Source organism: Nesiotobacter zosterae (assembly GCF_033843645.1).
Lineage (GTDB): Bacteria > Pseudomonadota > Alphaproteobacteria > Rhizobiales > Stappiaceae > Pseudovibrio > Pseudovibrio zosterae.
The window spans coordinates 246,942-268,447 of sequence record NZ_JAWXVZ010000006.1 but is presented as its reverse complement, the minus strand read 5'-3'; the positions used below and the strand labels follow the sequence as shown (position 1 = coordinate 268,447).

General features: G+C 55.1%; 19 protein-coding genes and 1 riboswitch. Of the genes, 5 read left to right on the top strand and 14 right to left on the bottom strand.

Annotation, left to right across the window (positions count from 1 at the left end; all coding sequences use genetic code 11):
* Positions 1-18 precede the first annotated feature (18 nt).
* The 4 genes from Q3Y58_RS11165 to Q3Y58_RS11150 form a co-directional block, all read right to left on the bottom strand.
* On the bottom strand, positions 19-612 hold the full coding sequence (locus Q3Y58_RS11165; RefSeq protein ID WP_274218572.1) for an ABC-type transport auxiliary lipoprotein family protein: 594 nt from the start codon (positions 610-612) through the stop codon (positions 19-21).
* A gap of 81 nt (positions 613-693) precedes the next feature.
* Positions 694-2,343 carry an MlaD family protein gene (locus Q3Y58_RS11160; protein ID WP_319622275.1) on the bottom strand — a complete coding sequence of 550 codons (1,650 nt, stop codon included), beginning with the start codon at positions 2,341-2,343 and terminating at the stop codon, positions 694-696.
* Positions 2,344-2,352: 9 nt separating this feature from the next.
* Entirely contained in the window at positions 2,353-3,165 is an 813-nt protein-coding gene (locus Q3Y58_RS11155) for an ABC transporter ATP-binding protein (RefSeq protein ID WP_319622274.1), read from the bottom strand.
* A 19-nt stretch (positions 3,166-3,184) separates the two neighbouring features.
* Positions 3,185-4,333, bottom strand: a complete 1,149-nt coding sequence (locus Q3Y58_RS11150) for an ABC transporter permease (protein ID WP_274218569.1) — start codon at positions 4,331-4,333, stop codon at positions 3,185-3,187.
* Positions 4,334-4,444: 111 nt separating this feature from the next.
* Here Q3Y58_RS11150 and dgcN point away from each other — a divergent pair, with 111 nt between their 5' ends.
* Positions 4,445-5,458 carry an N-acetyltransferase DgcN gene (dgcN, locus tag Q3Y58_RS11145; protein WP_319622273.1) on the top strand — a complete coding sequence of 338 codons (1,014 nt, stop codon included), beginning with the start codon at positions 4,445-4,447 and terminating at the stop codon, positions 5,456-5,458.
* Positions 5,455-6,438 carry an N-acetyl-D-Glu racemase DgcA gene (gene dgcA / locus Q3Y58_RS11140; protein WP_319622272.1) on the top strand — a complete coding sequence of 328 codons (984 nt, stop codon included), beginning with the start codon at positions 5,455-5,457 and terminating at the stop codon, positions 6,436-6,438. The genes dgcN and dgcA overlap by 4 nt, the downstream gene beginning before the upstream one ends.
* A gap of 26 nt (positions 6,439-6,464) precedes the next feature.
* Here the strand turns inward: dgcA and Q3Y58_RS11135 are convergent, their stop codons facing one another.
* A complete protein-coding gene (locus Q3Y58_RS11135; RefSeq protein ID WP_319622271.1) occupies positions 6,465-7,664 on the bottom strand; it encodes an MFS transporter in 1,200 nt (399 codons plus the stop codon).
* A 197-nt stretch (positions 7,665-7,861) separates the two neighbouring features.
* On the opposite strand from Q3Y58_RS11135, the gene Q3Y58_RS11130 reads away from it, so the two are divergent.
* Complete coding sequence (locus Q3Y58_RS11130) at positions 7,862-8,926, top strand: protein phosphatase CheZ (protein ID WP_319622270.1); 1,065 nt, start codon at positions 7,862-7,864, stop codon at positions 8,924-8,926.
* Positions 8,927-8,945: 19 nt separating this feature from the next.
* Here the strand turns inward: Q3Y58_RS11130 and Q3Y58_RS11125 are convergent, their stop codons facing one another.
* From Q3Y58_RS11125 to Q3Y58_RS11115, 3 genes are read right to left on the bottom strand one after another with little or no spacing between them, the layout of a single operon-like run.
* Positions 8,946-9,935, bottom strand: coding sequence for a threonine ammonia-lyase (locus Q3Y58_RS11125; protein ID WP_319622269.1), 990 nt, complete (start codon positions 9,933-9,935; stop codon positions 8,946-8,948).
* Positions 9,936-9,974: 39 nt separating this feature from the next.
* Positions 9,975-11,042 carry a glycosyltransferase family 4 protein gene (locus Q3Y58_RS11120; protein ID WP_319622268.1) on the bottom strand — a complete coding sequence of 356 codons (1,068 nt, stop codon included), beginning with the start codon at positions 11,040-11,042 and terminating at the stop codon, positions 9,975-9,977.
* Positions 11,039-11,845 carry a UDP-2,3-diacylglucosamine diphosphatase gene (locus Q3Y58_RS11115; protein ID WP_274218562.1) on the bottom strand — a complete coding sequence of 269 codons (807 nt, stop codon included), beginning with the start codon at positions 11,843-11,845 and terminating at the stop codon, positions 11,039-11,041. The genes Q3Y58_RS11120 and Q3Y58_RS11115 overlap by 4 nt, the downstream gene beginning before the upstream one ends.
* Positions 11,846-12,108: 263 nt before the next feature.
* On the opposite strand from Q3Y58_RS11115, the gene Q3Y58_RS11110 reads away from it, so the two are divergent.
* A complete protein-coding gene (locus tag Q3Y58_RS11110) occupies positions 12,109-12,888 on the top strand; it encodes an SDR family oxidoreductase (RefSeq protein WP_319622267.1) in 780 nt (259 codons plus the stop codon).
* 72 nt (positions 12,889-12,960) lie between these two features.
* Here Q3Y58_RS11110 and Q3Y58_RS11105 read toward each other — a convergent pair whose 3' ends face one another.
* From Q3Y58_RS11105 to Q3Y58_RS11090, 4 genes are all read right to left on the bottom strand, one after another.
* On the bottom strand, positions 12,961-14,241 hold the full coding sequence (locus Q3Y58_RS11105; protein ID WP_319622266.1) for an OmpP1/FadL family transporter: 1,281 nt from the start codon (positions 14,239-14,241) through the stop codon (positions 12,961-12,963).
* A 172-nt stretch (positions 14,242-14,413) separates the two neighbouring features.
* Positions 14,414-15,526, bottom strand: coding sequence for a TRAP transporter substrate-binding protein (locus Q3Y58_RS11100; RefSeq protein WP_319622265.1), 1,113 nt, complete (start codon positions 15,524-15,526; stop codon positions 14,414-14,416).
* A 12-nt stretch (positions 15,527-15,538) separates the two neighbouring features.
* Positions 15,539-16,336 (bottom strand): bifunctional hydroxymethylpyrimidine kinase/phosphomethylpyrimidine kinase, encoded by a 798-nt coding sequence (gene thiD, locus Q3Y58_RS11095; protein ID WP_319622264.1) that lies wholly within the window; start codon positions 16,334-16,336, stop codon positions 15,539-15,541.
* 8 nt (positions 16,337-16,344) lie between these two features.
* Positions 16,345-17,100, bottom strand: coding sequence for a hydroxyethylthiazole kinase (locus tag Q3Y58_RS11090; protein ID WP_319622263.1), 756 nt, complete (start codon positions 17,098-17,100; stop codon positions 16,345-16,347).
* Between the two features lie 39 nt (positions 17,101-17,139).
* A riboswitch (TPP riboswitch) is annotated at positions 17,140-17,239 on the bottom strand.
* Positions 17,240-17,411: 172 nt separating this feature from the next.
* Between Q3Y58_RS11090 and Q3Y58_RS11085 the strand changes: the two genes are divergently transcribed.
* On the top strand, positions 17,412-17,648 hold the full coding sequence (locus Q3Y58_RS11085) for an Lrp/AsnC ligand binding domain-containing protein (RefSeq protein ID WP_274218556.1): 237 nt from the start codon (positions 17,412-17,414) through the stop codon (positions 17,646-17,648).
* A gap of 31 nt (positions 17,649-17,679) precedes the next feature.
* Here the strand turns inward: Q3Y58_RS11085 and Q3Y58_RS11080 are convergent, their stop codons facing one another.
* Both Q3Y58_RS11080 and Q3Y58_RS11075 read right to left on the bottom strand, forming a co-directional pair.
* A complete protein-coding gene (locus tag Q3Y58_RS11080; protein WP_319622262.1) occupies positions 17,680-18,837 on the bottom strand; it encodes a DMT family transporter in 1,158 nt (385 codons plus the stop codon).
* A gap of 117 nt (positions 18,838-18,954) precedes the next feature.
* On the bottom strand, positions 18,955-21,258 hold the full coding sequence (locus Q3Y58_RS11075) for a xanthine dehydrogenase family protein molybdopterin-binding subunit (RefSeq protein ID WP_319622261.1): 2,304 nt from the start codon (positions 21,256-21,258) through the stop codon (positions 18,955-18,957).
* Between the last annotated feature and the right edge of the window lie 248 nt (positions 21,259-21,506).

The following is a 21,506-nucleotide window of genomic DNA, read 5'->3' as shown; positions in this document are numbered from 1 at the left end:
TTGTAGATCTGCGAAACCCTAGACCGTCTTGAGAACCCAGGCGGCAATCTCCCGCAACACCTGATCCGAGGCCTGATTGAGCGCATCAATAGATTGGTCGGTATTGTCGGAAACCGTAGGCACCTCGGCTGCAAACACCCGCGCCTGTACAGACCGGCCATCTCTGTCGTTGACCAGACGCGCTGCAATTTCGACATAGGCTCTCGCGGATTGCCCCACGTTGACCTCGAATGCGCGCACGGTGGTCTGCAGCTGATAGTCGATCAGGAGCCCCTGCCCCGGCTGCGACACACCTCTAAACTTGCCAGTGTTTTCAAGTGTCTCAATCAACTTTGCTTGAAAGACGTTTGGCAGTGAATCGGCCCATGCAACTCGCGGATAGTAGGAGTAGATACGGCCAGCCTCTGCAACGGCAATTGAGTTGGTGTCCAAAGCTTGCAGTGCAACGGGGGTTGGAACCAGAATCTGCACGTTCGAACTACGAGCAGAATTGCCGAACTCACGAGGGGCTGTCAGGTCGTAAAGGGCGCTTGGGCCAGTCGAGCCACACGCAGCCGTCGCACCCACGATGAGAGCAACCGCCATCCCTTTGACTAGTTTCGAAGTATTCACGCCAAATCAGTCCCTATTAAAGAGTCGCCTTCAGCCCACACATCCGTGATTATGCGAGGAATCTCACGAATTCAAAGTGTATTAACGACGTCTTGCCCCATTGTAGACAGGTGTCTCAGAGCCACCAAAGATTACCCGGTTAGGATTCTTGTCAAAGTTGTCGACTGCGCGCTGAATTTGCAGCAACGTGGCGTTCAGCTGGCGCACGGTCGCACTTAAGTCGGTAGAGCCTTGCTGTGTCAACTTGAGAAGGTTTTGGGAGATCGGCTCCGCACGCTGTGCAAATGCATCAGCTACAATCCGGATCGATGTAGCCGCGGCAGTCGCTTCCTGAATGAAGCCCTGCCCATCGGCAGACACCATACTGTCAACCTTGTCCAAAATCCCGTTCACACGAACCGAAGCCGCATTAAGATTGCTTGCGATTTCGGTTCCTTCGCTGATCATCTTGTCAACGTCAGGGACCCGTTTTTGCAAATCTACCGTGATCTGATTGACGTTGCCCGCTGCGGTATTGATCGAGCCGATAGCTTCATTGATCTGAGCTTCCTGGCCTGCAAAATTGCCAATCACCTTGTCCGTGGATGCAACGATGTTTGAAACTCGATCACTGTCGACAGCTGCAAGCACACGTCCAGCTTCAGCCGCAGCTCTGTTAACCTCGGCCAACGCCCCTGAAGCGTTGTCAACCATCTTGCCAATGTCGTCTTTACGGGCTGCAATTTCCGCAGAAACCGTTTCTGCATCCTGCAGAACCTGATTGGCCGAAACCACCATCTGGTCGATGTCTTGGCGGCGATCACTCAACACGCGAGCAAAATCCGAAGCGCCGGTCAATACGCTCTGGACCTTGTCAGGCTCCACCGCCTGCAAGATCTTGTCGACCTGATCAAGGCTGCCATTCAAGCCCTCAGCAAATTGCTGAAGCTCTGCTGCTGTGGTCTTGGCAGCATCCACAACGCCGCTAACGTCCTGAGCCGAATTGGCCAGCTCAGTTGTAATCTGCTCAACATCGCCGACGATCTCGCCAATTTTCTCCGGCGGTACCTGTGCCAGTAGCTGTTCGCCGCGATCAACCAGATTGCCAATACGGCCAGACAGATCTGTAAGTGCCTTGGCCGTGTCAGTCATACCGGCCATGAACTGGTCTACACCTTCTGAGTTGTTGGCCAGAGCTGTGGTAAATTTCTCAACGTTTTGAATGGTCTTTTCGATATCTGGAGAGCTGGTCGTCACCACCTGCTGAATGGAACCAAGCGTGGTGTCCGCCTTCTCCAGTATGTCCTTCGCCCCTTCAAGAAGGTCCTCGAACTGACTACGGTTTGCATAGATCACCGGCACGGCGTTGCTGTCTGGATCAATCAACGGCGGTGCCGACTGAGATCCACCATGAAGATCCACATAAGCCACACCCGTAAGACCTGTAAAACCCAGGGAGGCTTGCGTGTCCTTGCGCAGTGGCGCCTTCGCATCCACGCGCACAGTTGCCACCACAAGCTTTGGATCATTTGGATCAAAGGTCAGATTTGCCACATCACCAATTTTGATGCCGTTGAACAACACCTGCCCACCAGTAGGCAAGCCAGTGACCGCACCAGGAAAAACAATCTTCACATCACGACGGTTGCCGCTCTCGCTGGCGCTCATGAGCCAGAAAATGAAAATGAAGACGGCAGCAATCACTGCCAGTACGAATGCACCAATCGCAATATTGTTGGCCCGGGTTTCCATTGGTCCTCCTTACGCCCTTCTGAGGGCGCGGGCACCCCGAAAGTATTCTTTCACCCACGGGTGGTCATAATGCATCATGTCGTCAATAGTGCCGGTCACAAGCACCTTTCTCTCCGCCAAAACGGCAATTCGATCGCACACCGTGTGCAAGCTGTCCAGATCATGGGTCACCATGTAGACCGTCAATCCAAGCGTTTCCTTTAGCTTGTAGATCAACTGGTCAAACTCGGCAGCTCCAATCGGGTCCAGACCGGATGTTGGCTCATCCAGAAACACGAGATCTGGATCGAGCGCAAGGGAACGCGCCAAAGCCGCACGCTTGATCATGCCCCCGGACAATTCGGAGGGGTACTTTTCAGCAGCGTCTCTCGGCAGTCCCACCATCTCGATCTTCAAGAGAGCCAGTTCATCCTGAAGTCTTTGTGACAGTTTCAAATGTTCACGCATTGGAAACTGAACATTCTGTCGAACAGTCAGGGATGAAAACAGCGCGCCTTGCTGGAAAAGAACACCCCAGCGCCGCTCGATCGCCGTGCGTTCTTCAGCAGATGCTTCACCCAAATCCTTACCGAAAACGGAGATACTGCCATCCTTCATGGGTGTTAGCCCAAGAATGGTGCGCATCAAAACGGATTTACCCTGCCCAGATCCACCAACGAAACCAAGTACTTCACCGCGATAAACGTCAAGATCAAGATTTTCCAGCACCATCTTCGTGCCAAACCCGACCACCACGCCGCGCGCACTCAAGATCACGTCGCGCCCAAGCGCAGGGCTTGGCGAGCGTGAGAATGGGATGGGTTGAGCACCGCTCTGGTTCATGAGGATTGATTACCTTTCCTCAAATTCCGATGGAAGCAAAGAACATAGCAAATACGCCATCAACAACAATCACAAGGAAGATCGCTTTCACCACTGACATTGTGGTGTGCAAACCTAACGATTCGGCTGAGCCGCTCACTTTCATGCCTTCTACGCATGCGATCAAGCCAATGATCAAGGCCATGAACGGCGCCTTTACCACGCCTACCATAAGCGTCTCGACATCAATGGCGATCTGCAGCTGCGTCAAGAACGCCGCAGGTGGAATGCCGAGGTACCACCAACATACCAGACCTGCGCCAAACAAGGCAGCGATATTGGCCAGGAACACAAGCACCGGCAAGGACAGCATCAGCGCCAGCAGGCGGGGCAGAATAAGCACTTCTGTAACGCGCAGACCGATCACATTAAGCGCATCGATCTCTTCGCGCATTTTCATTGACCCCAACTCGGCTGTAAATGCCGAACCAGAGCGACCCGCAACCATGATCGCGGTGAGAATAACGCCAATTTCACGCAGAACCAGAATGCCCGCCAAGTCCACCACAAAGATGTCGGCACCAAACTGCTTCAGATAGAACCCACCCTGCTGCGCGATAATCGCACCTATCAGGAAGCTCATCAGCATTACGATCGGCACAGCACCGATGCAGGACTTGTCAAACTGCACGGCGATGGAAATGGCACGCATCCGGCGTGGGCTTGTAACCGCCCAGGCAATCACCATGGCCAGAGAGCCGAGAATGTGGCAGATCGCGAGCGCATCACGATACACCTCAACAGTAAGCTCGCCAGTACGCTCAAACAGCGCGACAAGAGATGGCCGAGGCCTCTTTGTCGGCGGCACCCGCGGGTTGTGCTTCTCGATCTCGGCAAACAGCTCATAGTACCGAGAATCCACGTTTTGTAACTCAACAAAACGACCGGCAAACTCAAGGTCGGCGCGCATTCTATGCAGCAACCAGGCCCCGGCTGTATCGAGTTGCTTTACGTTACCCATGTCGATGATCACATGGCGCAGACTGCACTTGGCAGGCAGCCCCTGCATCAAGGTCTCTGCGATGTTTGCGGTCAAAATGGTCCAGCGGCCAGAAACCTTGACGGCCTGTCCATCACCCGCGCTCACCACCTCGAGAAGTGGCGCATCTGTCTGAACCTGCAGATCCATGGGCCGAATCCAGTCCCCTTGCTCCAATAGTCGTTCCCACCCTATACAGTGTTGGGAACAACCACGTCTAGCAATCAGACGGACCTTTCAGAGACAATAAGAGACACTAAGATGGAAATAGCACACCCATACCTCCTATTCTTTGGAGATGTTCAGGATAACTTAGCGGCCAAAACGGGCCTTGGCATCGTGGATTGGCGCAAAGACTGGTGCCTTGGCCAAGTTCGACTTGAAGGTTGCAAAGCCGACAGCGGCCTTCCTGATATTACCCCTGAATATGCTGTGAAAAGCGGGGCAAAAACCTTTGTTATTGGCTGCGTGAATGCCGGTGGGGTCCTACCTGAGCACTGGGTGGAGAGCATCATACACGCCTTGGAAGCAGGGCTTGATGTTGCAAGTGGCCTCCACATGCGGCTGGAAGACGTGCCTGCCATCAAAGAAGCGGCCCAGCGCACCGGGCGCAAGCTTTTCAATGTACGTCTCAACGACCAGACATTCCCAACGGGCCAGGGCACCAAGCGAACAGGCAAGCGCCTTCTGGCCATGGGGACAGATTGCTCGGTGGGCAAGAAGTACACAGCCCTCGCTCTGGAGCAAGGCATGCGGGCGCACGGCTATGACACCAGCTTCAGCGCAACAGGTCAGACCGGCGTTTTCATTTCCGGCCGAGGCGTTGCTCTTGATGCCGTTGTTGCCGACTTTATTGCAGGTGCTGCTGAGTATCTCTCACCGGATGCACCAGAGAACCACTGGCACGTCATCGAGGGACAAGGCTCCCTGTTTCACCCCTCCTTCGCAGGGGTAACACTTGGCCTTCTTCATGGCTCACAGCCGGATGCATTCGTCGTGTGCCACGAACCAACCCGCACCAAGATGCGTGGTGTGGAGTGCCCACTGCCAACCATCCAGCAAGTGATCGATGCAACGATGACCCTCGGCAAACTCACAAACCCGGGTATTCGCTGCATCGGCATCGCGGTCAATACTGCCGCGCTGGACGAGAAAGAAGCGAAGGAGTACGTTTCCAAACTGACCCGCGATTATAACCTGCCGGCAACCGATCCTATCCGATTTGGCGTTGAGCCAATCGTCCTCCGACTTTCTGAAGAATTTGGTGCTCCATGAAACCTGTCGTGAACGTCGAAAGAGATACGTTCAAAATTGAAGGCGGCTTTGCCATCGCTAGAGGCAGCCGCACCCACGCACATGTAATAACAGTCAACATCTGGGATGGTATTCATCAGGGCTTTGGCGAGTGCGTGCCCTATGCTCGCTATGGCGAAAGCCTTGACGGTGTAGCAGAGGACATCAAGGCACTGGCGCCTGCAATCGCGGAAGGCCTGACACGGGCCGAGCTGCAAGACAGGATGAAGCCGGGCGCCGCTCGCAATGCCCTCGACTGCGCCCTTTGGGACCTGGAGGCAAAACGTGCCCACAAGCCAGTACATGAGCTGCTTGGCTTTTCTGCACCGCAACCACTCACCACAGCTTTTACCATTTCAGTCGGCACACCAGAGAAAATGCGTGAGGATGCGGCGAAGGCAGCAGACCGCCCACTCCTCAAGGTCAAGCTGGCTGGCGAAGGTGATGTGGAACGCATTCAGGCCGTTCGGTCGGCAGCCCCAAACAGCAAGCTGATCGTAGACGCCAATGAAGGATGGACTGCCGACAACGTGGAAGCGAACCTGAGGGCCTGTGAGGACGCGGGCGTTGCCCTTATTGAACAACCGATGGCCGCAGGCAATGATGAGGCTTTGCGCGAGATAACGACGTCCGTCTTGGTTTGCGCCGACGAGAGTTTTCACACAGCCGACAACCTTGAAGCACTGCGGGACCGCTACAATGCGGTCAACATCAAGCTCGACAAGACCGGCGGCCTGACGGAAGGTCTTCAAGTGATCGAAAAGGCCAAAGAGCTGGACTTCACGATCATGGTGGGGTGCATGCTCGGCTCAAGTCTGGCGATGGCGCCAGCATTCTATTTGGCGCAAGCTGCAGACTTCGTCGATCTGGACGGCCCGCTGCTGCTTGCACAAGACCGCGCCTATCCTATCCCATTTGAGGGCAGCCTCATGCATGCCCCCAACCGTAGCCTCTGGGGCTAACCCAAGAAGTGCGCTGGCTGGCACTGTCAGCCGGCAGGCACTTCACCGCTGAACCTTCGAAGGCGTGCCCAAAACAAGCCAAGCACAATACTCCCGCCAGCGGCGACAACCGCCATGGCATAGAATGCATAGGTCGGGTTGACCTCATAAATCCACCCGGCGGTAATACCGGCAACTCCGGTAAACAAACCGATGTAGGTTTGAGACAGGCCCTGTGCCGTCCCCAATCGCTTTCCAGAAACCACTTCCGCTAGAAACGCCATCATTCCCAGATGGGTCATACCGAAGTTGACGCCATGCATCAGCTGCACGACCAAAGCGCTGCCAAACGTATCTGCATGGGGGAAGACGATCCAGCGGAGTATTCCGCCTATGGCCCCAATCAGCATGAAACCAAGAGGCCCGATGCGCCCAAGCAGACGCCCCCCCAACAAGAACACGGAAATTTCCGCCAGAACACCAGCGGACCACAGCAAACCTACATTGGTATCGCTGATGCCATGGCTGAGCCAGAAGATCGACCCGAAACTGAACAATCCCGCCATGCTGCCAAGGGTCAGACCGCCGGCGAACAAGACAATATGAAGCTCAAATCGCTTGAGTTCGCCTTTCGCGTGGCCTTCGTCCGCCGCCCCTTGAGCCGCTTTCCTGTGCTCAGATGGCATACCGGGCAGCTGCAAGGACAAAACGGCCATGACAACCAAACCGACTACCATGAAGTAGACCAATTGCACGGACTCAAACAGGCCCAGATACCAGCCGCCGAACATGGTTGCCGCTATGAAGGCCGCACTGCCCCAAGATCGCATCACACCATAGTCCAGCCCCCTGCTCTTGACGGCCTCGTATGCATAGGCATCGGAAAGCGGTTGCAGCGGCGCAAGGAAAATGGACATGACAACAACCACAGCCACCATCAAGGCATAGGTGTTCACATTGGCTATGACGCCGAATGCGACCGCGCAGACAATTGCAAAAATAGAGATGGATAACCGGCGTCGCCCCGCACGATCTGAGATGCCGGTCATGACCGGCGTTGCAACGATCCGCACTATGTTTGGGATTGCAACAATCAATGCAATTTGAACCGGCGTGAATGCCAAGTCTTTCAGATAGACGGGGAAATAAGGCAGGAACAGCCCGAACGCAAAGAAGTAAGCTGCAAACAAGCTGCTGATGCCAATAATAAGCCCCAGCTTGGTGCGCTGTTGATTATTCACAGTCATTAATTGCTCCAAACAGAAGAGCGCTAAAGGCTTTGATCGTACCGAGCGGAAAGTCATCCCCAAGGGGATACTTGGAGAAGGGATCTAGCACGGGTTCCTTAATAAGATTTTAGGATTTGTAAACCAATTGTTAGCCATAGGTACATTCACCGGTTACTTATACAGGGCAATCTAGGTTGCTGGGGAGAAAAAATCTCATGTCGCTGTCGAAGCCAACCCAGATCTCGGAGAAAGTGTTTGACGCATTGGAAAATGCGTTGAGTGCAAACGGCATAGGTCGAAGCTTCCTGGCGGAATACCTCCGGCGGAACCAAGCAGCAGAAACCCAGAGATTGTTGAAGGCGGTTCAGCATTTGGAAGAGTACATGCGTTCTCGCCAGTTCCCTTCCGAATTTGACAGCGTACGCTTGAACCTCTTCGAAATGAATGAGGCAATTGCTCGCACAAAGAAAGAGATTGCGCGCCTCAAAACCGACAATACCACTGGTGATCACTTTACGGCGGCATCCAATGAACTCGATGCCATCGTCTCCTCTACGGAAAATGCCACACAAGCCATTCTGGAAGCTGCGGAGGCCATTCAGGAAGCAGCCTGGTCGCTGCGCGAAAATCCGCAGGATGTGGCTCAGTGTGATGCCATCGACGAGAAGGCGACGGAAATCTTCATGTCCTGTTCCTTCCAGGACCTGACTGGCCAACGCACGCAAAAAGTCGTTCAAGTGCTCCACTATCTGGAAGAGCGGTTGGATCGCATGATCAGGATTTGGGGCGTTGAGGGCTATGAACTTGAAGAGGATGACGACACAGATCAGGGTGTCAAGTCAATGGACAAGCGCCCGGATGCGCACCTCCTGAACGGGCCGCAGATGGAAGGCGAAGGCGTAAACCAGTCTGACGTCGATGCGCTTTTCGACACTTTTAGCAGCGTCGCACCTGAAGAAGATGAGGAAGCGCAGGAGCCAGCTGAGACGACTGAAGTTGAACCTGAAACTCTTGAAGATGCTCCCGCAGAGGAACAGATCTTCGCAGGCGTAGAGGCTGCCGCTGAAGAGCAGCAGGAAACGGAAGGCAACAACGCCTCCGAGGGCGCGAACATCATTCCCCTCGCCCAGAGCGAGCCACAACTGGATGAAGACCTGGACCTGTTCGAAGCCGACAGTGAAGCCGAAAAAGGCGCTGAAGAGCCTGCACCTTTGCGCAAGAGCAACTCGGACCCGCTGGAGCGCCTTTCAACTGGAGAAAGGCTTGCGCTGTTCTCCTGACAGGAGGCAGCCCGCCCGCTTATAGCGATAGGGCTCGGGCCATCATGCCCGGGTCAATGTTCCCACCAGACAGCGTAACGCCGACGCATCGATCTTTCACTGGCACTTTACCGAACAACACCGCAGCCAGTGCCACCGCGCCGCCCGGCTCCACGACCAGTTTCAGCTCGGTAAACGCAAAGGCAACTGCCTTGAGCGCCTCCTCATCTGTGACTATGGCTGGCACTACGCGCCTCTTCCGCAAGATTTCAAAACCGACGTCACCGGGCGCCTGCGTAAGAACCGCATCACAAACAGACCCGCCAGCCTGTTCATTGTTGACAATCGCATTGGCCGCAAGCGAACGCGCATAATCATCAAAACCTTCCGGCTCACAGGTGTGAAGCACGCACTCTGGCTCCAGTTCTGCCAAGGCGAGCGCAATGCCACTGGTCAGGCCACCGCCACCGGTGCAAACGACCATTCCTTCCAGCTGAAGGCCTGCTGCACGCGCCTGCGCTGAAAGCTCCAGCCCTACGGTTCCTTGCCCGGCGATCACATCAGGATCATTGAATGGATGAACGAAGGTTCCGCCGGTCTCAGAGGCGATACCGTGTGCTATGGCGTCGCGATCCTCACGGAGACGATCATAAAGCACCACCTCAGCCCCCAGCGCGGCCGTACGGCGCCGTTTGAGCTCCGGCGCATCGGATGGCATCACAATGGTCGCCCGCATGCCCAGAAGCTTCGCAGCCGCAGCCACACCTTGTGCGTGGTTTCCAGAAGAACAAGCCACGACACCAGCACCCCGCTGTTCAGCCGGTATCATGCTCAAACGGTTAAACGCACCTCGGAACTTGAAAGAGCCGGTCCTTTGAAGGCATTCGGGCTTGATGAGAATTTGACCGCCAGTCACCTCGTCCAGAACATTGGAGCGCAACAATGGCGTATGCACCGCATGGTTAGAAATGCGGGTTCTAGCTTCCAAGATATCTTGAAATTCGAGTGGAGTGGAACTGGCGATAGACATGAAGGCCCCCTGCGATAAGCAGAGGGACCTTATCATAGCTTAGTGAGCCGTAAAGACCTGTTGTTGCGGCTTGGCGGCCGCTTGCAAAAAGCCCTGCGAGGTTTCATGTGCCAGTTCAGCATTGCGCAAAAACTGTTCCGCGCTCGCCCGCCACGTATACTTCAGAGCGTACTCCCGACACGCGTCACTTGAAATCTCGAGCGCTGCGAGACAGGCAGTTCTCAAATCCTTGTCGAGAACCCCCACGCCGGAGTCGCCAATCACATCGACAGGCCCCATGACTGGGTAAGCCGCAACTGGCGTACCACAGGCCAAAGCCTCCAACAGCACATTCCCGAACGTGTCCGTCAGGCTTGGGAAAACGAACACATCTGCTGCACTGTAGAGCGCAACCAGATCATCCCCTTCCTTGGGACCTGTAAAGACCACATCTGGATATGCCGAACGCAGCTCTTCAAGCTGAGGGCCGCCGCCGACAACAACTTTGGAGCCCGGCAGATCAAGCTTCAAAAAGGCTTCGATGTTCTTCTCGACGGCCACACGGCCAACGTTCATGAAGATCGGGCCTTCGACGCCCTCAAGGACATCGCTCTGCAGTGGACGGAAAACCGTGTGATCCACTCCGCGAGACCAACGCACGAGGTTGGTGAACCCGCGTGTCTTCAGATCGCTTTCGAGCGTCTGCGTGGCCACCATGCAGCCCCGGCCACTGTTATGAAACCGGCGCAGCCAAGCGTACGTCCAATCGACCGGTACCGGCACACGAGCATTCAAGTATTCAGGAAAACGTGTGTGATAGCTGGTGGTGAAAACCTTGCCGGTTCGCTTCGCCACCGACCTCGCCATCAAGCCCAGTGGACCTTCGGTCGCGATATGCAGGTGATCGCAGTCCGCCTCTTCAATATGGCGACGCACTTCCGAAGGCAGTGTAAGGCTAAGCCGAATTTCCGGGTAGGACGGCATGGGCACCGAGCGGAAGTTCTCCGGCGTCAGGAACTCCACGCGCAGACCCATTTCGACCAGCTGCTCTGCTAGGCGCTCCAGAGAGCGCACGACACCGTTAATTTGCGGGCGCCATGCGTCTGTCACGATGAGGATTGAGCTCATGCGGCAACCTGCTCTCCGGCTACTGGCTGAGCTGCGTCCTCGGTATTGCGTTGCTGATCGGCCCATCTAATAACCTCAAATGATCCGTCATGGTTCTCGGCAACTGCCGTGCAACTTTCCACCCAATCGCCGGTGTTGATGTAGTGGACACCAAACTTGATGTGGTCAGCGGCGTGATGAATATGCCCGCAGATCACCCCATCGACACCTTGACGCTCAGCTTCCGCAACCAGAGCTTCTTCAAAGGAACCAATGAAGTTCACAGCGTTCTTCACCTTGAGCTTTGCCCAAGCCGACAACGACCAGTAGGTCAAGCCCAGCTTGCGACGAGCCAGGTTGAGCATCGTGTTCATGTTCAGCGCCGTGACATACGCCCAGTCGCCGAAGAACGCGAGCCACTTCGCATGGCGTACAACCACGTCGAACTGATCCCCATGGATTACAAGATATTTCTTGCCATCCGCGGTTTCGTGAATGATCTGGTCGATCACTTCCACGCCGCCAAAATGCGTTCCCAGAAAATCACGCAGGAACTCATCGTGATTGCCTGGAACATAAACGATGCGGGCACCCTTGCGGCCCTTGCGCAGAATCTTCTGCACCACATCGTTGTGATACTGCGGCCAATACCATGAACGACGCAAGCGCCACCCGTCCACAATATCGCCCACGAGATAGATTGTATCCGCGTCATGATACTTGAGAAAGTCAAGAAGCAGGTCCGCCTGGCACCCTCGGGTCCCAAGATGAACGTCAGATATGAATAAAGATCTGAACTTCTTGTTCTGAGGTTCTGTGCTCACCACTCTGCCTCCAGGAACGAAATCTCCGGGACTTTAAGACGATTCATAAGAACCAATTATGACAGGTTAAGACTGCTCATTTTGCCAGCTACAAACAACCGCCAGATTTCGGGGCCGGACGCCACATTTCCGAAACGTCAATCTGTGAATAGCCTGCCATGCCAGCTAAATTTTTGACAGTGTTATCTGTCACAAATTAAGCTTTCCTAATGAAAATTTAACGCCTACCGTCACAATCGGGTTCCATGAAGGAGAGACAACCGATGGATTTAGGGATCAAAGGGCGCAAGGCAATCGTGTGCGCTTCAAGCAAAGGTTTGGGACTGGGCACAGCCAAGGCCTTGGCTGAGGCAGGGTGTGATCTGGTGATCAACGGCCGCGACGAAGACCGCCTGAATGTCGTCTCAGTAGAACTGCAAAAGACCTATGGAATCGCCGTTACAGCGGTCGCTGCTGACATCTCGACCGCAGAGGGTCAAAAAGAGGTACTCGCCGCCTGCCCCGAACCGGACATCCTCATCAACAACAACGGTGGTCCTCCGCGCATGGATTTCCGAGACCTGGACCGCGACAAGATGGTCAATGGCGTCATTCAGAACATGATCACGCCAGTCGAGTTGATCCAAGAGGTCGTGGACGGCATGTCGGCGCGGCGCTTTGGACGCATCATCAACATCACCTCCATGTCGGTCAAGCGCCCTATCGACGGTCTGGATTTGTCCTCCGGCGCACGAGCAGGTCTCATTGCCTTTCTGGCGGGCGTCTGTCGCCAAGTTGCCCATAATAACGTCACCATTAACAGTGTCTTGCCGGGCAAGTTCGACACCGACCGCTTGAAGGGAGGCTTCACGCGACAGGCAGAAAAAACGGGCCAGTCGCTCGACGAGATCAAGGCAGTTCAGGCACTTGAAGTTCCAGCAGGCCGGTTTGGAACCCCCGAAGAGTTTGGGCAGACCTGCGCGTTCCTGTGCTCTGTCCATGCCGGATACATAACGGGCCAAAACATCCTGCTGGATGGGGGCCTCTACCAAAGCGCCTTCTAAGGCCGAGGTGCAAGCGCGGATCAGTTAGGGGAGTGACCAGCGTCTCCCCTAACAAATGGCCTCTTTCCCTGCTCAGAACTTGTAGCGGAAGGCCGCTGAAATGATATCAACGGAAGCTTCTACGTCGCCTTGGTAGATCACCACTCCATTGTAGGCGGGGTGCCCCGGCCCGATGTTGATGTCGTCGCTCTCGGCAAAGAGATGGCTGTAGCCAAGGTCAAACGAGAGGTTTTCGTTGTACTCATAGCTCGCGCCGGCACTTACCCATACGCGATTGGTATCAGGAAGCCGTATGCTGCGGTCCTTCTCGGAGATTGGCGACCACTCATAGCCCAGGCCAGCACGGACTGTGAGCCCGTCTACATGCTCATCAAAGTCATACTCCGCCCCGAAGGAGAGAAAATACCCATCGCTGTACTGAAACCCGAGTGCAGCCTGTGGCAGGACGATCCCGGACTGGTTGAAAACGTTGAAGTTCCCAAAGCGGCTCCAGTTCGTCCACTCAAAAGTTCCCATTAGCCGGAGCTCTGGTGTCACTTCTTGCTGGATTGATACGTTGACCTGCTCTGGCAACACCAAATCCGCATTGATGTTCTGGGAGGATGCGCCCACCTTCAGCTGACCATCAAGATCATGCCGGATCGGAGACCGGTAACCAATGCCGATCTGCGTCCCTTGCAGAGGCGTGATCAAGAGGCCGGCAGTACCACCGAAGCCCACATTGTCCTCGCCGCGCAGCTCAACCGTGCTGCTCGTGGTGGAAATGCCGCTAGCGGACTTCAGACGGACCTGAAAATACTGCGCTTGGAGGCCGATGGCAAAAGAGAACATTTCATTGAGCTTCACCCCAACCATAGGGGTGGCATTGACAGAGAGTACTTCTGAGGAACGCGCATAAATCTGTCCGGCGGAGATGATGTTAGGCTTGGTTGACAGCCCGTAGGGCGCGTTCACCGCAAACCCCAGATAAATCTGGTCGTTGTACTGGTAGGTCCCATATGAGCCTGGCAGCCACGCATTTACACCAACGTCCCCGATTTCGCCGGTTGCAGCGCCAGGAATAAGCCCAAGTGGAATACCGTTTACGGTCACGCTGTTTGTATCAACATCGCCGTTTGGAAGAATGAACGAGTTTACGGACTCAGCCTTCAACCCGTCATGGGCGGTGACGGTCGCCGGGTTCCAGAAAATCGTGGAGATTGTGTTGGAGGCCGTGCCATAGCCCGCAAAGGACAGTCCCTGAAATGCAGCTGATTGTTCGCGCAGAGCGAACGCCCCCGCCAATGCTTCGCCCGAAGTGAACAGAAGCGCGGTTAAGCACGTTGCTGCCAAATATCGATTGCCGCCGGTCACGTCATCCCTCCCATGCCCCGAGGTAACTTTTCCGAGTTTGGCGTGATTGAGTTAAACCTCAACGGAAGACATGACAACGGCGGCCCCTTTCAGAGGCCGCCGTGAACTTTCGACAAATTTGCAACAATTTCGCAGGTAGTTACCAGTCCCAAACCAGTGAGACCTTGGATAACTATTTGCGACGCGCCATCAAATAATCAGCTGAAGACAAATCACTCCACGGAGATACGACTGCCATCGCCCTGCGATAACTTTCGAATATCTGTGCAGTCAATTCATCCTTTGAGGCGTATTCTTCAAGAACTTCAGCGGAAAGCTGCCGCATGGCGGTCACCACGGCCTCCGGGAACCGGTCCGTTTTGATACCCTCTTCCGCACTCAGCATTTCCAGCGCCTGCGCATTCATCCAGTTTGCTTCTGCCAGCGCCTGAGCATTTTCGCTTCGGCAAGCCTCTTCCACAATCAGGCGCAGATCCTCTGAAAGCCCTTCAAATGCGACGGCCGAGATCAAGGCCTCACCAGTGCCATTCGGCTTGTTGAAACCCGGCCCATAGTAGTGCTTGGAAACCTGCTGGAAGCCCATTGCCGCATCGCTCCACGGACCGAGGAACTCAACCGCATCGACAACGCCGGACTCAAAACCCGCATAGATCTCCGAGGATGCCATCGACACGGGCGTTGCACCCAAACGGCGCATGATCTCGCCGCCCAATCCCTGAATGCGGATTTTCAACCCCATCAGATCTTCCAGTGACGTCACCGGTTTCTTGAACCAGCCAGCCATGGTTCCAGCTGTATTCCCTGCCATGAATGGCTTCACCCCAAAGGGAGCATAAAGGCGGTCCCACAATTCTTGACCACCACCATACTCGATCCAGGTGTTGTGCTCTTCAGGTGTCAAGCCAAATGGCACGGTGGTGAAAAACACGGAAGCTGGCATCTTGCCTTGCCAGTAAAAGGAAGCGGAATGCCCCATTTGGGCCACGCCACCAGAAACCGCATCGAACACTTCGAAGGCAGGCACGAGTTCTCCCGCCGCATACAAACGGACGCGCATACGACCATTACTCATGGTGTTGATGCGGTCACATACCCGCTGAGCAGAAAGACCAGGCCCCGGCAGGCCCTTCGGCCATGAAGTCACCATCTTCCACTCGATCACCGCCGCGTTTTGCTCTTGCGCCAATGCAGGCGCAGCCAGCGCCGTTCCGGCTACGGCCCCCGCTCCTACCAGACTGAAAGTCTGGCGGCGCGTCATACCGTTTTTGTTGTATTCTTCAGTCATCTCTCGGACCTTCTACCAAAACTTATAGAAGTGGTGCACAGGGCCATGCCCTTCGCCAATTTCAAGTGTGTCCGCCATCTCAATCGCACCGCTTATGTAGGCTTTCGCCGCTTCAACAGCCGGGCTCAGCGCTTTTCCCTTGGCCATTTCCGCCGCAATTGCAGCGGACAGGGTGCAGCCTGTGCCATGGGTGTTTTCGGTGGCAAAACGTGGAGCTCGAAGCCATTTAGACTGCTCTGCGGAAAAAAACAAATCCGAGGCTTCATTATCGTTACCGTGACCACCTTTCAGAAGCACGGTTTTCGCGCCCATTTTCAGAAGGGCCGCCGCCTGCCGTTCCATATCCTCGGCATTTTGGGCCGGATCATCACCCAAGAGGAAAGCAGCCTCCAGAAGATTGGGTGTGATGATGCTCGCACGCGGAAACAGAAGCTCTGTCAAATTGGTACGCGCTTCCGGTTGGAGCAGAACGTCACCGGATGTCGCAACCATGACAGGGTCGAGCACCACCTTCTTGCAGTCGTACTGATCAAGCTTGCGGGCAATCTCCGCGATGATGTCCGGCTGCGACAACATACCGATCTTGATTGCCTTCACGTCCAAATCCGACAGAACGGCATCCAGCTGCGCGCCAACAAAGGCGGCTGGCACGGAATGAATACCGGTCACACCCTTGGTGTTTTGTGCGGTAAGGGCAGTCAGAACACTGGCACCATAGACACCGAGAGCGGAGAATGCCTTCAAATCCGCTTGAATACCGGCGCCGCCGCCTGAATCCGATCCAGCAATAGTCAAAGCGATTGCAGTCATTGGTCCCCTCAAATCTCCTCGGTGTGTTCTTGTTCTAATCTTAGCACTTGCTCAAACTGATCCCACTCCAATGTGTAGAGGGTATCAAGCAGCGCTGGAGTGAAGCTCCCCGGCCCTGTGCTTGCCTTGTGTGCAATCTCCCCGGCGACAGCAAAGACTGCGGCCGCACTCAAGGTGGCCAGCAAATGATCCTCCTCAACGGCGCAGCACGCGGCCACAAGAGCCGCCATGGAGCAGCCCATTGCGGTAACGCGGGTCATCACCTCAGCCCCATTTCGAAGGCCCAGTTGGGTGCCCTGCCGGGAAATCCTATCAACGGCCCCCGTGCAAAGCACCACGGTTTGCAACGGCAAGGTCAGGCCCGCCTTTAAGGTCTCCAGTTCACCTTCGTTGGCTTTGAGCACGCTTGGCCCCTGAGCCAACTGCGACATCGCATAGTCCGCACGGAATGGAGATCGGTCGACCTTTACAGGATCGAGCACCCAGGGGATGCCCTTCTCTGTTGCAACAGCGGTAGCTGCCGCCATGCTGTCGCGTCGTCCCGCGTCAAGCGTCCCAAGATTGACGAGAAGCGCATCGGCAGACCCAGCAAAGGTCTCCACTTCTTCCCGCGCAATGGTCATGGAAGGTATCGCGCCAGCTGCTAGCAGCACGTTGGCCGTCAACTCCTGTGCCACAACATTGGTCAAGCAATGTACCCTTGGCACATGCTGGCGCACGCGCGCAAACACATCCCAAATGTTCTTTGAGTGAAAGTCAGTCATCGTGTCCACCTCCGAAGGAATGGCCTGAGGCGGCAAGGCAATATCGTCATCCCAATTCCCTCCGCCGGTACAAGCCGGATCAGGTTCAAGGAGTTGGTCCAAAGACCTCTCAGCCACCGCGGCACCCCCATGAGACTGTTTATCGGCCTAACAAAAACAACGTAGGAACACAATGCAAAATGAAAACGTGCTAAAAGCTGCTCACAGAACTCGGTCGAAGCCTCTGGTATGGCTTGCGTTTCAAAAGGGAACACGCTCAGATGTGCGCTGACTCGTGAACAACGCGACGTGGGGAGCAAGAGGACTTCAGAATGACACCGTTCTTCGTGATGATTAAGTGCAAGCTTGGTGAGACCTACCGGGTTGCCAACGAAATCGCAGATGCAGAAATCGCTTCGGAGGTTTACTCCACATCAGGTGACTTCGACCTGATGGTGAAGTTTTACATTGAAGATGGCGAGGACATTGGTCACTTCGTCAGCGAGAAGGTCCATCAGTTCGAAGGCATTCAAGACACCAAGACAATCATCACCTTCAAGGCATTCTAAGCAAGAGACCGGCACAGGCCGGTCTTTTTCATCAGGACTTGGAAGGAGTGGACGCGCGCCCCGGCCTGGTGCGCTCGAAACCCAACTTCCGTTCTCGGTAAATGACGAATATGCCTGCCGAGATCACAATAGCTGAACCGACAAGCACCTCCGGTGTTGGAACTTCAGCAAAAATCAAAAAACCGAACACGATCGCCCAGACCATATTGATGTAGTCGAAAGGCGCCACGGTTGAGGCATCGGCAAAACGATAGCTTTGTGTAAGCAGCAACTGCCCAATGCCGCCAAACACGCCTACACCGACGAGAAACAGCATATCCAGCCAGGAAGGCATGACCCAGGCAACATCAGGGTAGACCCAACCCAACGGCAGCGTGAGGAACGACATCCCCGTTGAAGCCATGGTGAACCAAAACACGATGGTCGACGTGCGTTCTGTCTCACAAAGCTTGCGAACGGTAATCATCGCAACAGCACCAAAAAACGCCGCCCCGAACGCGAGTAGGACGCCAAGGTTCTGACTGAAGGTATCACCCGAGCCCTGCCCCATATGCGGCAACACGGTGATAATAACTCCGACAAAACCAACGGCCACCGCGCTCCAACGGAAGATGCGAACCGTTTCTTTCAACACCAAGGCAGCCAGCACAACAACAATAAGCGGCGCAGCAAAGCCAATGGCGGTTGCGTCGGGCAGAGGGATCAAACTCAATGCCCAGAAGTTGCAAACCATCGCCGTTACCCCAATTACAGCACGTGAAATGTGGGTACCAGGCCTGTTGGTCTTTGCAGCAATGATCAATTGGCCATTCACGATCATCATGATCAGGATCGGAATCATGCCAAAGAAGTTGCGCGCAAACACCACCTGAGTGATAGGCACATCTTCAGAAACCAGCTTGATTGCACTGACCATGATGAAGAAGCTGAAGGTGGAAGCGACCTTGAACGCAATGCCGATCAGAGGACGGGCATCCTCACCCGTTGCTGGAGGCAGGGCGTCTGGCGGCATCTTGGGTTTTGGGGCGCGAAAGTGGGGATCTGTTTTTAAAAAGCGCATGGGAACCGTCGGCCAGTAAAAGACGAAGAAATGCCAGCTGGTCACCCAAGCATTTTTAGAAGAAAGACAGAGAGCTTCACACAAGGAAGCAAGGCGGGAAGGCACGCCAGCAACATGCTGTTGCAGCATCACCTTCACAGATGGTGTTAGTCTCTTGCTTCGCTGTCAAGAGCAAGTGCGTTTATGACATATCAGTCATGCAATCAGGCTGCCCGGCCTATTCATTCCAAGACTTGTTCAATGCGCCTAGGCTTTTGCTTTCTGAATTGCCATCCACACACGTTCTGGCGTTGCGGGCATATCTATCTGCTCTACCCCGCCATGCTTTTGCAAGGCTGAGTTTAATGCGTTCATGACCGCCGCACACGCGCCGATGGTGCCGGCCTCACCTGCCCCCTTTATGCCCAGCGCATTTGTTGTGGAAGGCACATTGTGTGTCTGAAAATTAAAGCTCGGCATGTCTGCAGCTCTTGCGAGTTGATAGTCCAGCAGCGAGGCTGTCAGGAGCTGACCATCATCATCATAGACCGTCCGCTCGCACAGCGCCTGAGAGATCGCCTGAACGGCACCCCCATGAACCTGTCCCTGAAGGAGAAGCGGGTTCACGGTAACACCAAAATCATCAACGATCACATAATTCTCGATCTGGACTATGCCTGTCTCCGGATCAATCTCCAGCTCGCAAATGTGTGTGCCATTCGGGTATGTGCATTCCGCTTGTTTCACTTCATCAATCGCACGAAGTTTGTCGGGTGAAAGTGCAGCAACCTCAGAGAACGAGAGACGCTGATCCGTTCCAACCACCCGAACCACACCCTCTGCCAACTCAAGATCTTCCAAGCCAACCTCCAGCTTTTCGGAGGCAAGCTCTTTGATCTGCCGGGCCAAGGTTTTCGTTGCCGAGAGAGTTGATGTCAGACCAAGTGGAATGGACCGAGAACCGCCAGTCCCATCCCCTTTTCGAATGCGGGCCGTATCACCTTGCACCAGCTCCACTTCTTCAAGGGTCAGACCCAGTTCCTGCGCAACCACCTGCCCGTAAGCCGTGGCATGTCCCTGTCCATTGGTTTGCGTGCCAATGAACAGGGTGACCGTACCATCTTCGTTCAGCTCAACGGTCGCCTCTTCTCCTCCTGGAAAAGCACAGGCCTCGATGTAGGAGCTAACGCCGATCCCGCGCCACATGCCGCGCGACAAACTCTCCGCCTCACGCTCTGAAAAAGTGTCCCACTGCGCCTCCTCCATCGCTTTGGAAAGGTGCCCGGAGAAGTCACCCGTGTCGTACATGCGCTTCAGCTGCGTGGTGTACGGGAACTGCTCCGGTTTGATGAAGTTCAGCTTGCGGAAAGAAACCGAATCCATGCCGATCTCTGATGCCGCCTTGTCAACCAAGCGCTCGATCAGATAGGCGGCTTCGGGACGGCCTGCACCTCGGTAAGCATCCGTTGGCACGGTATTGGTGTAGACGCCGGTCACCTTTGCCCAAACCGCAGGAATGTCGTAGAGCCCTGGCGACATCGACGTGCCAATACGCGGGATTGCTGCGCCGAACTGATGAAGATAGGCCCCCATATCCGCGATTACATGAACTTTCAGGCCAAGAATGCGCCCGGCTGCATCGAGAGCAAGTTCAGCCGTACTTACGTTGTCTCGCCCATGGGAATCCGTCACGAAGTGATCCGTCCGCTCGCCGGTCCACTTGACCGGTCTTCCCAGCTTTCTGGAAGCAATCAGACACAACGGGTATTCTCGGTAGCAGAAGATCTTGGTTCCGAAACCTCCTCCCACATCCGGGGTTATCACCCTCAACTTGGCGCGATCGATATGCAAGATGTCATCAGCGATGATGTCCCGCATATCATGAACGCCCTGCGTACCGGTCGTCAGAGTATAGCTGGCATCCTCAGGGCTATATTCCCCAATGCAACTTCTTGTTTCCATGTAGTTGGCCACGAGACGGTTGTTTACCACCTCGATCGAGGTAACGTGCGCTGCCTTTTCAAACGCGGCCTCTGTTTTTTGCTCATCACCTTGACCGATCACGAAAGCGGTATTGGTACCGAACTCGGGCCAAACCAGGGGCGTATCCGCCTGCAGGGCCCTCTTGCTGCCAATGGCTGGAGGCAGGTCTTCATAGTCAATCTGGATCAGCTCCGCCGCCGTCTTCGCAATCTCTGCAGTGTCCGCCACGATGAAGGCGATAGCATCCCCCACATGGCGGACCATTGAGGAACACAAGACTTCGCGCGGCGGCACAGGATGCTTGGTGCCATCAATCTGCTTCAACACCGCTTCACATGGCATGAGGTTCACACCGTCAAGATCTGCAGCCGTCAAGATGAGATGCACACCTTCAAGCCCACGCGCCTCTTCAATGTCCTCGATCTTAAAACGCGCAAAGGCGACGGGAGACCGCAGCATAAAGCCAAACACCTGACCCGAAGCTTTGATATCGTCCGTGTAGCGGCCCTTCCCTGTCAGGAAGCATGTATCTTCTTTCCGGCGAACAGGAGCACCAATACCGAACTTCTGGGTCATCATGGTATTCATAGCAAGCCTCTCACAACGTTTGTGTCCGCTCAAAACGGCAGCGATAGGAAAGGCCACCTTCCCCATCGGAAATCACGCGCATGCTAGACATAGAGCGCAGACGACAGCAAGACAGCCCATAGGCGTAACCCGCTCCAAACACCTTGGGCATTTGACGCGGCACTGAAAAAGCCGCTAGGTATCAGGATCTCAAAGCGCGTATGAAGCGATGTGCCTGCCCAACTGACACGCCTGAACCCTCCTCGCGC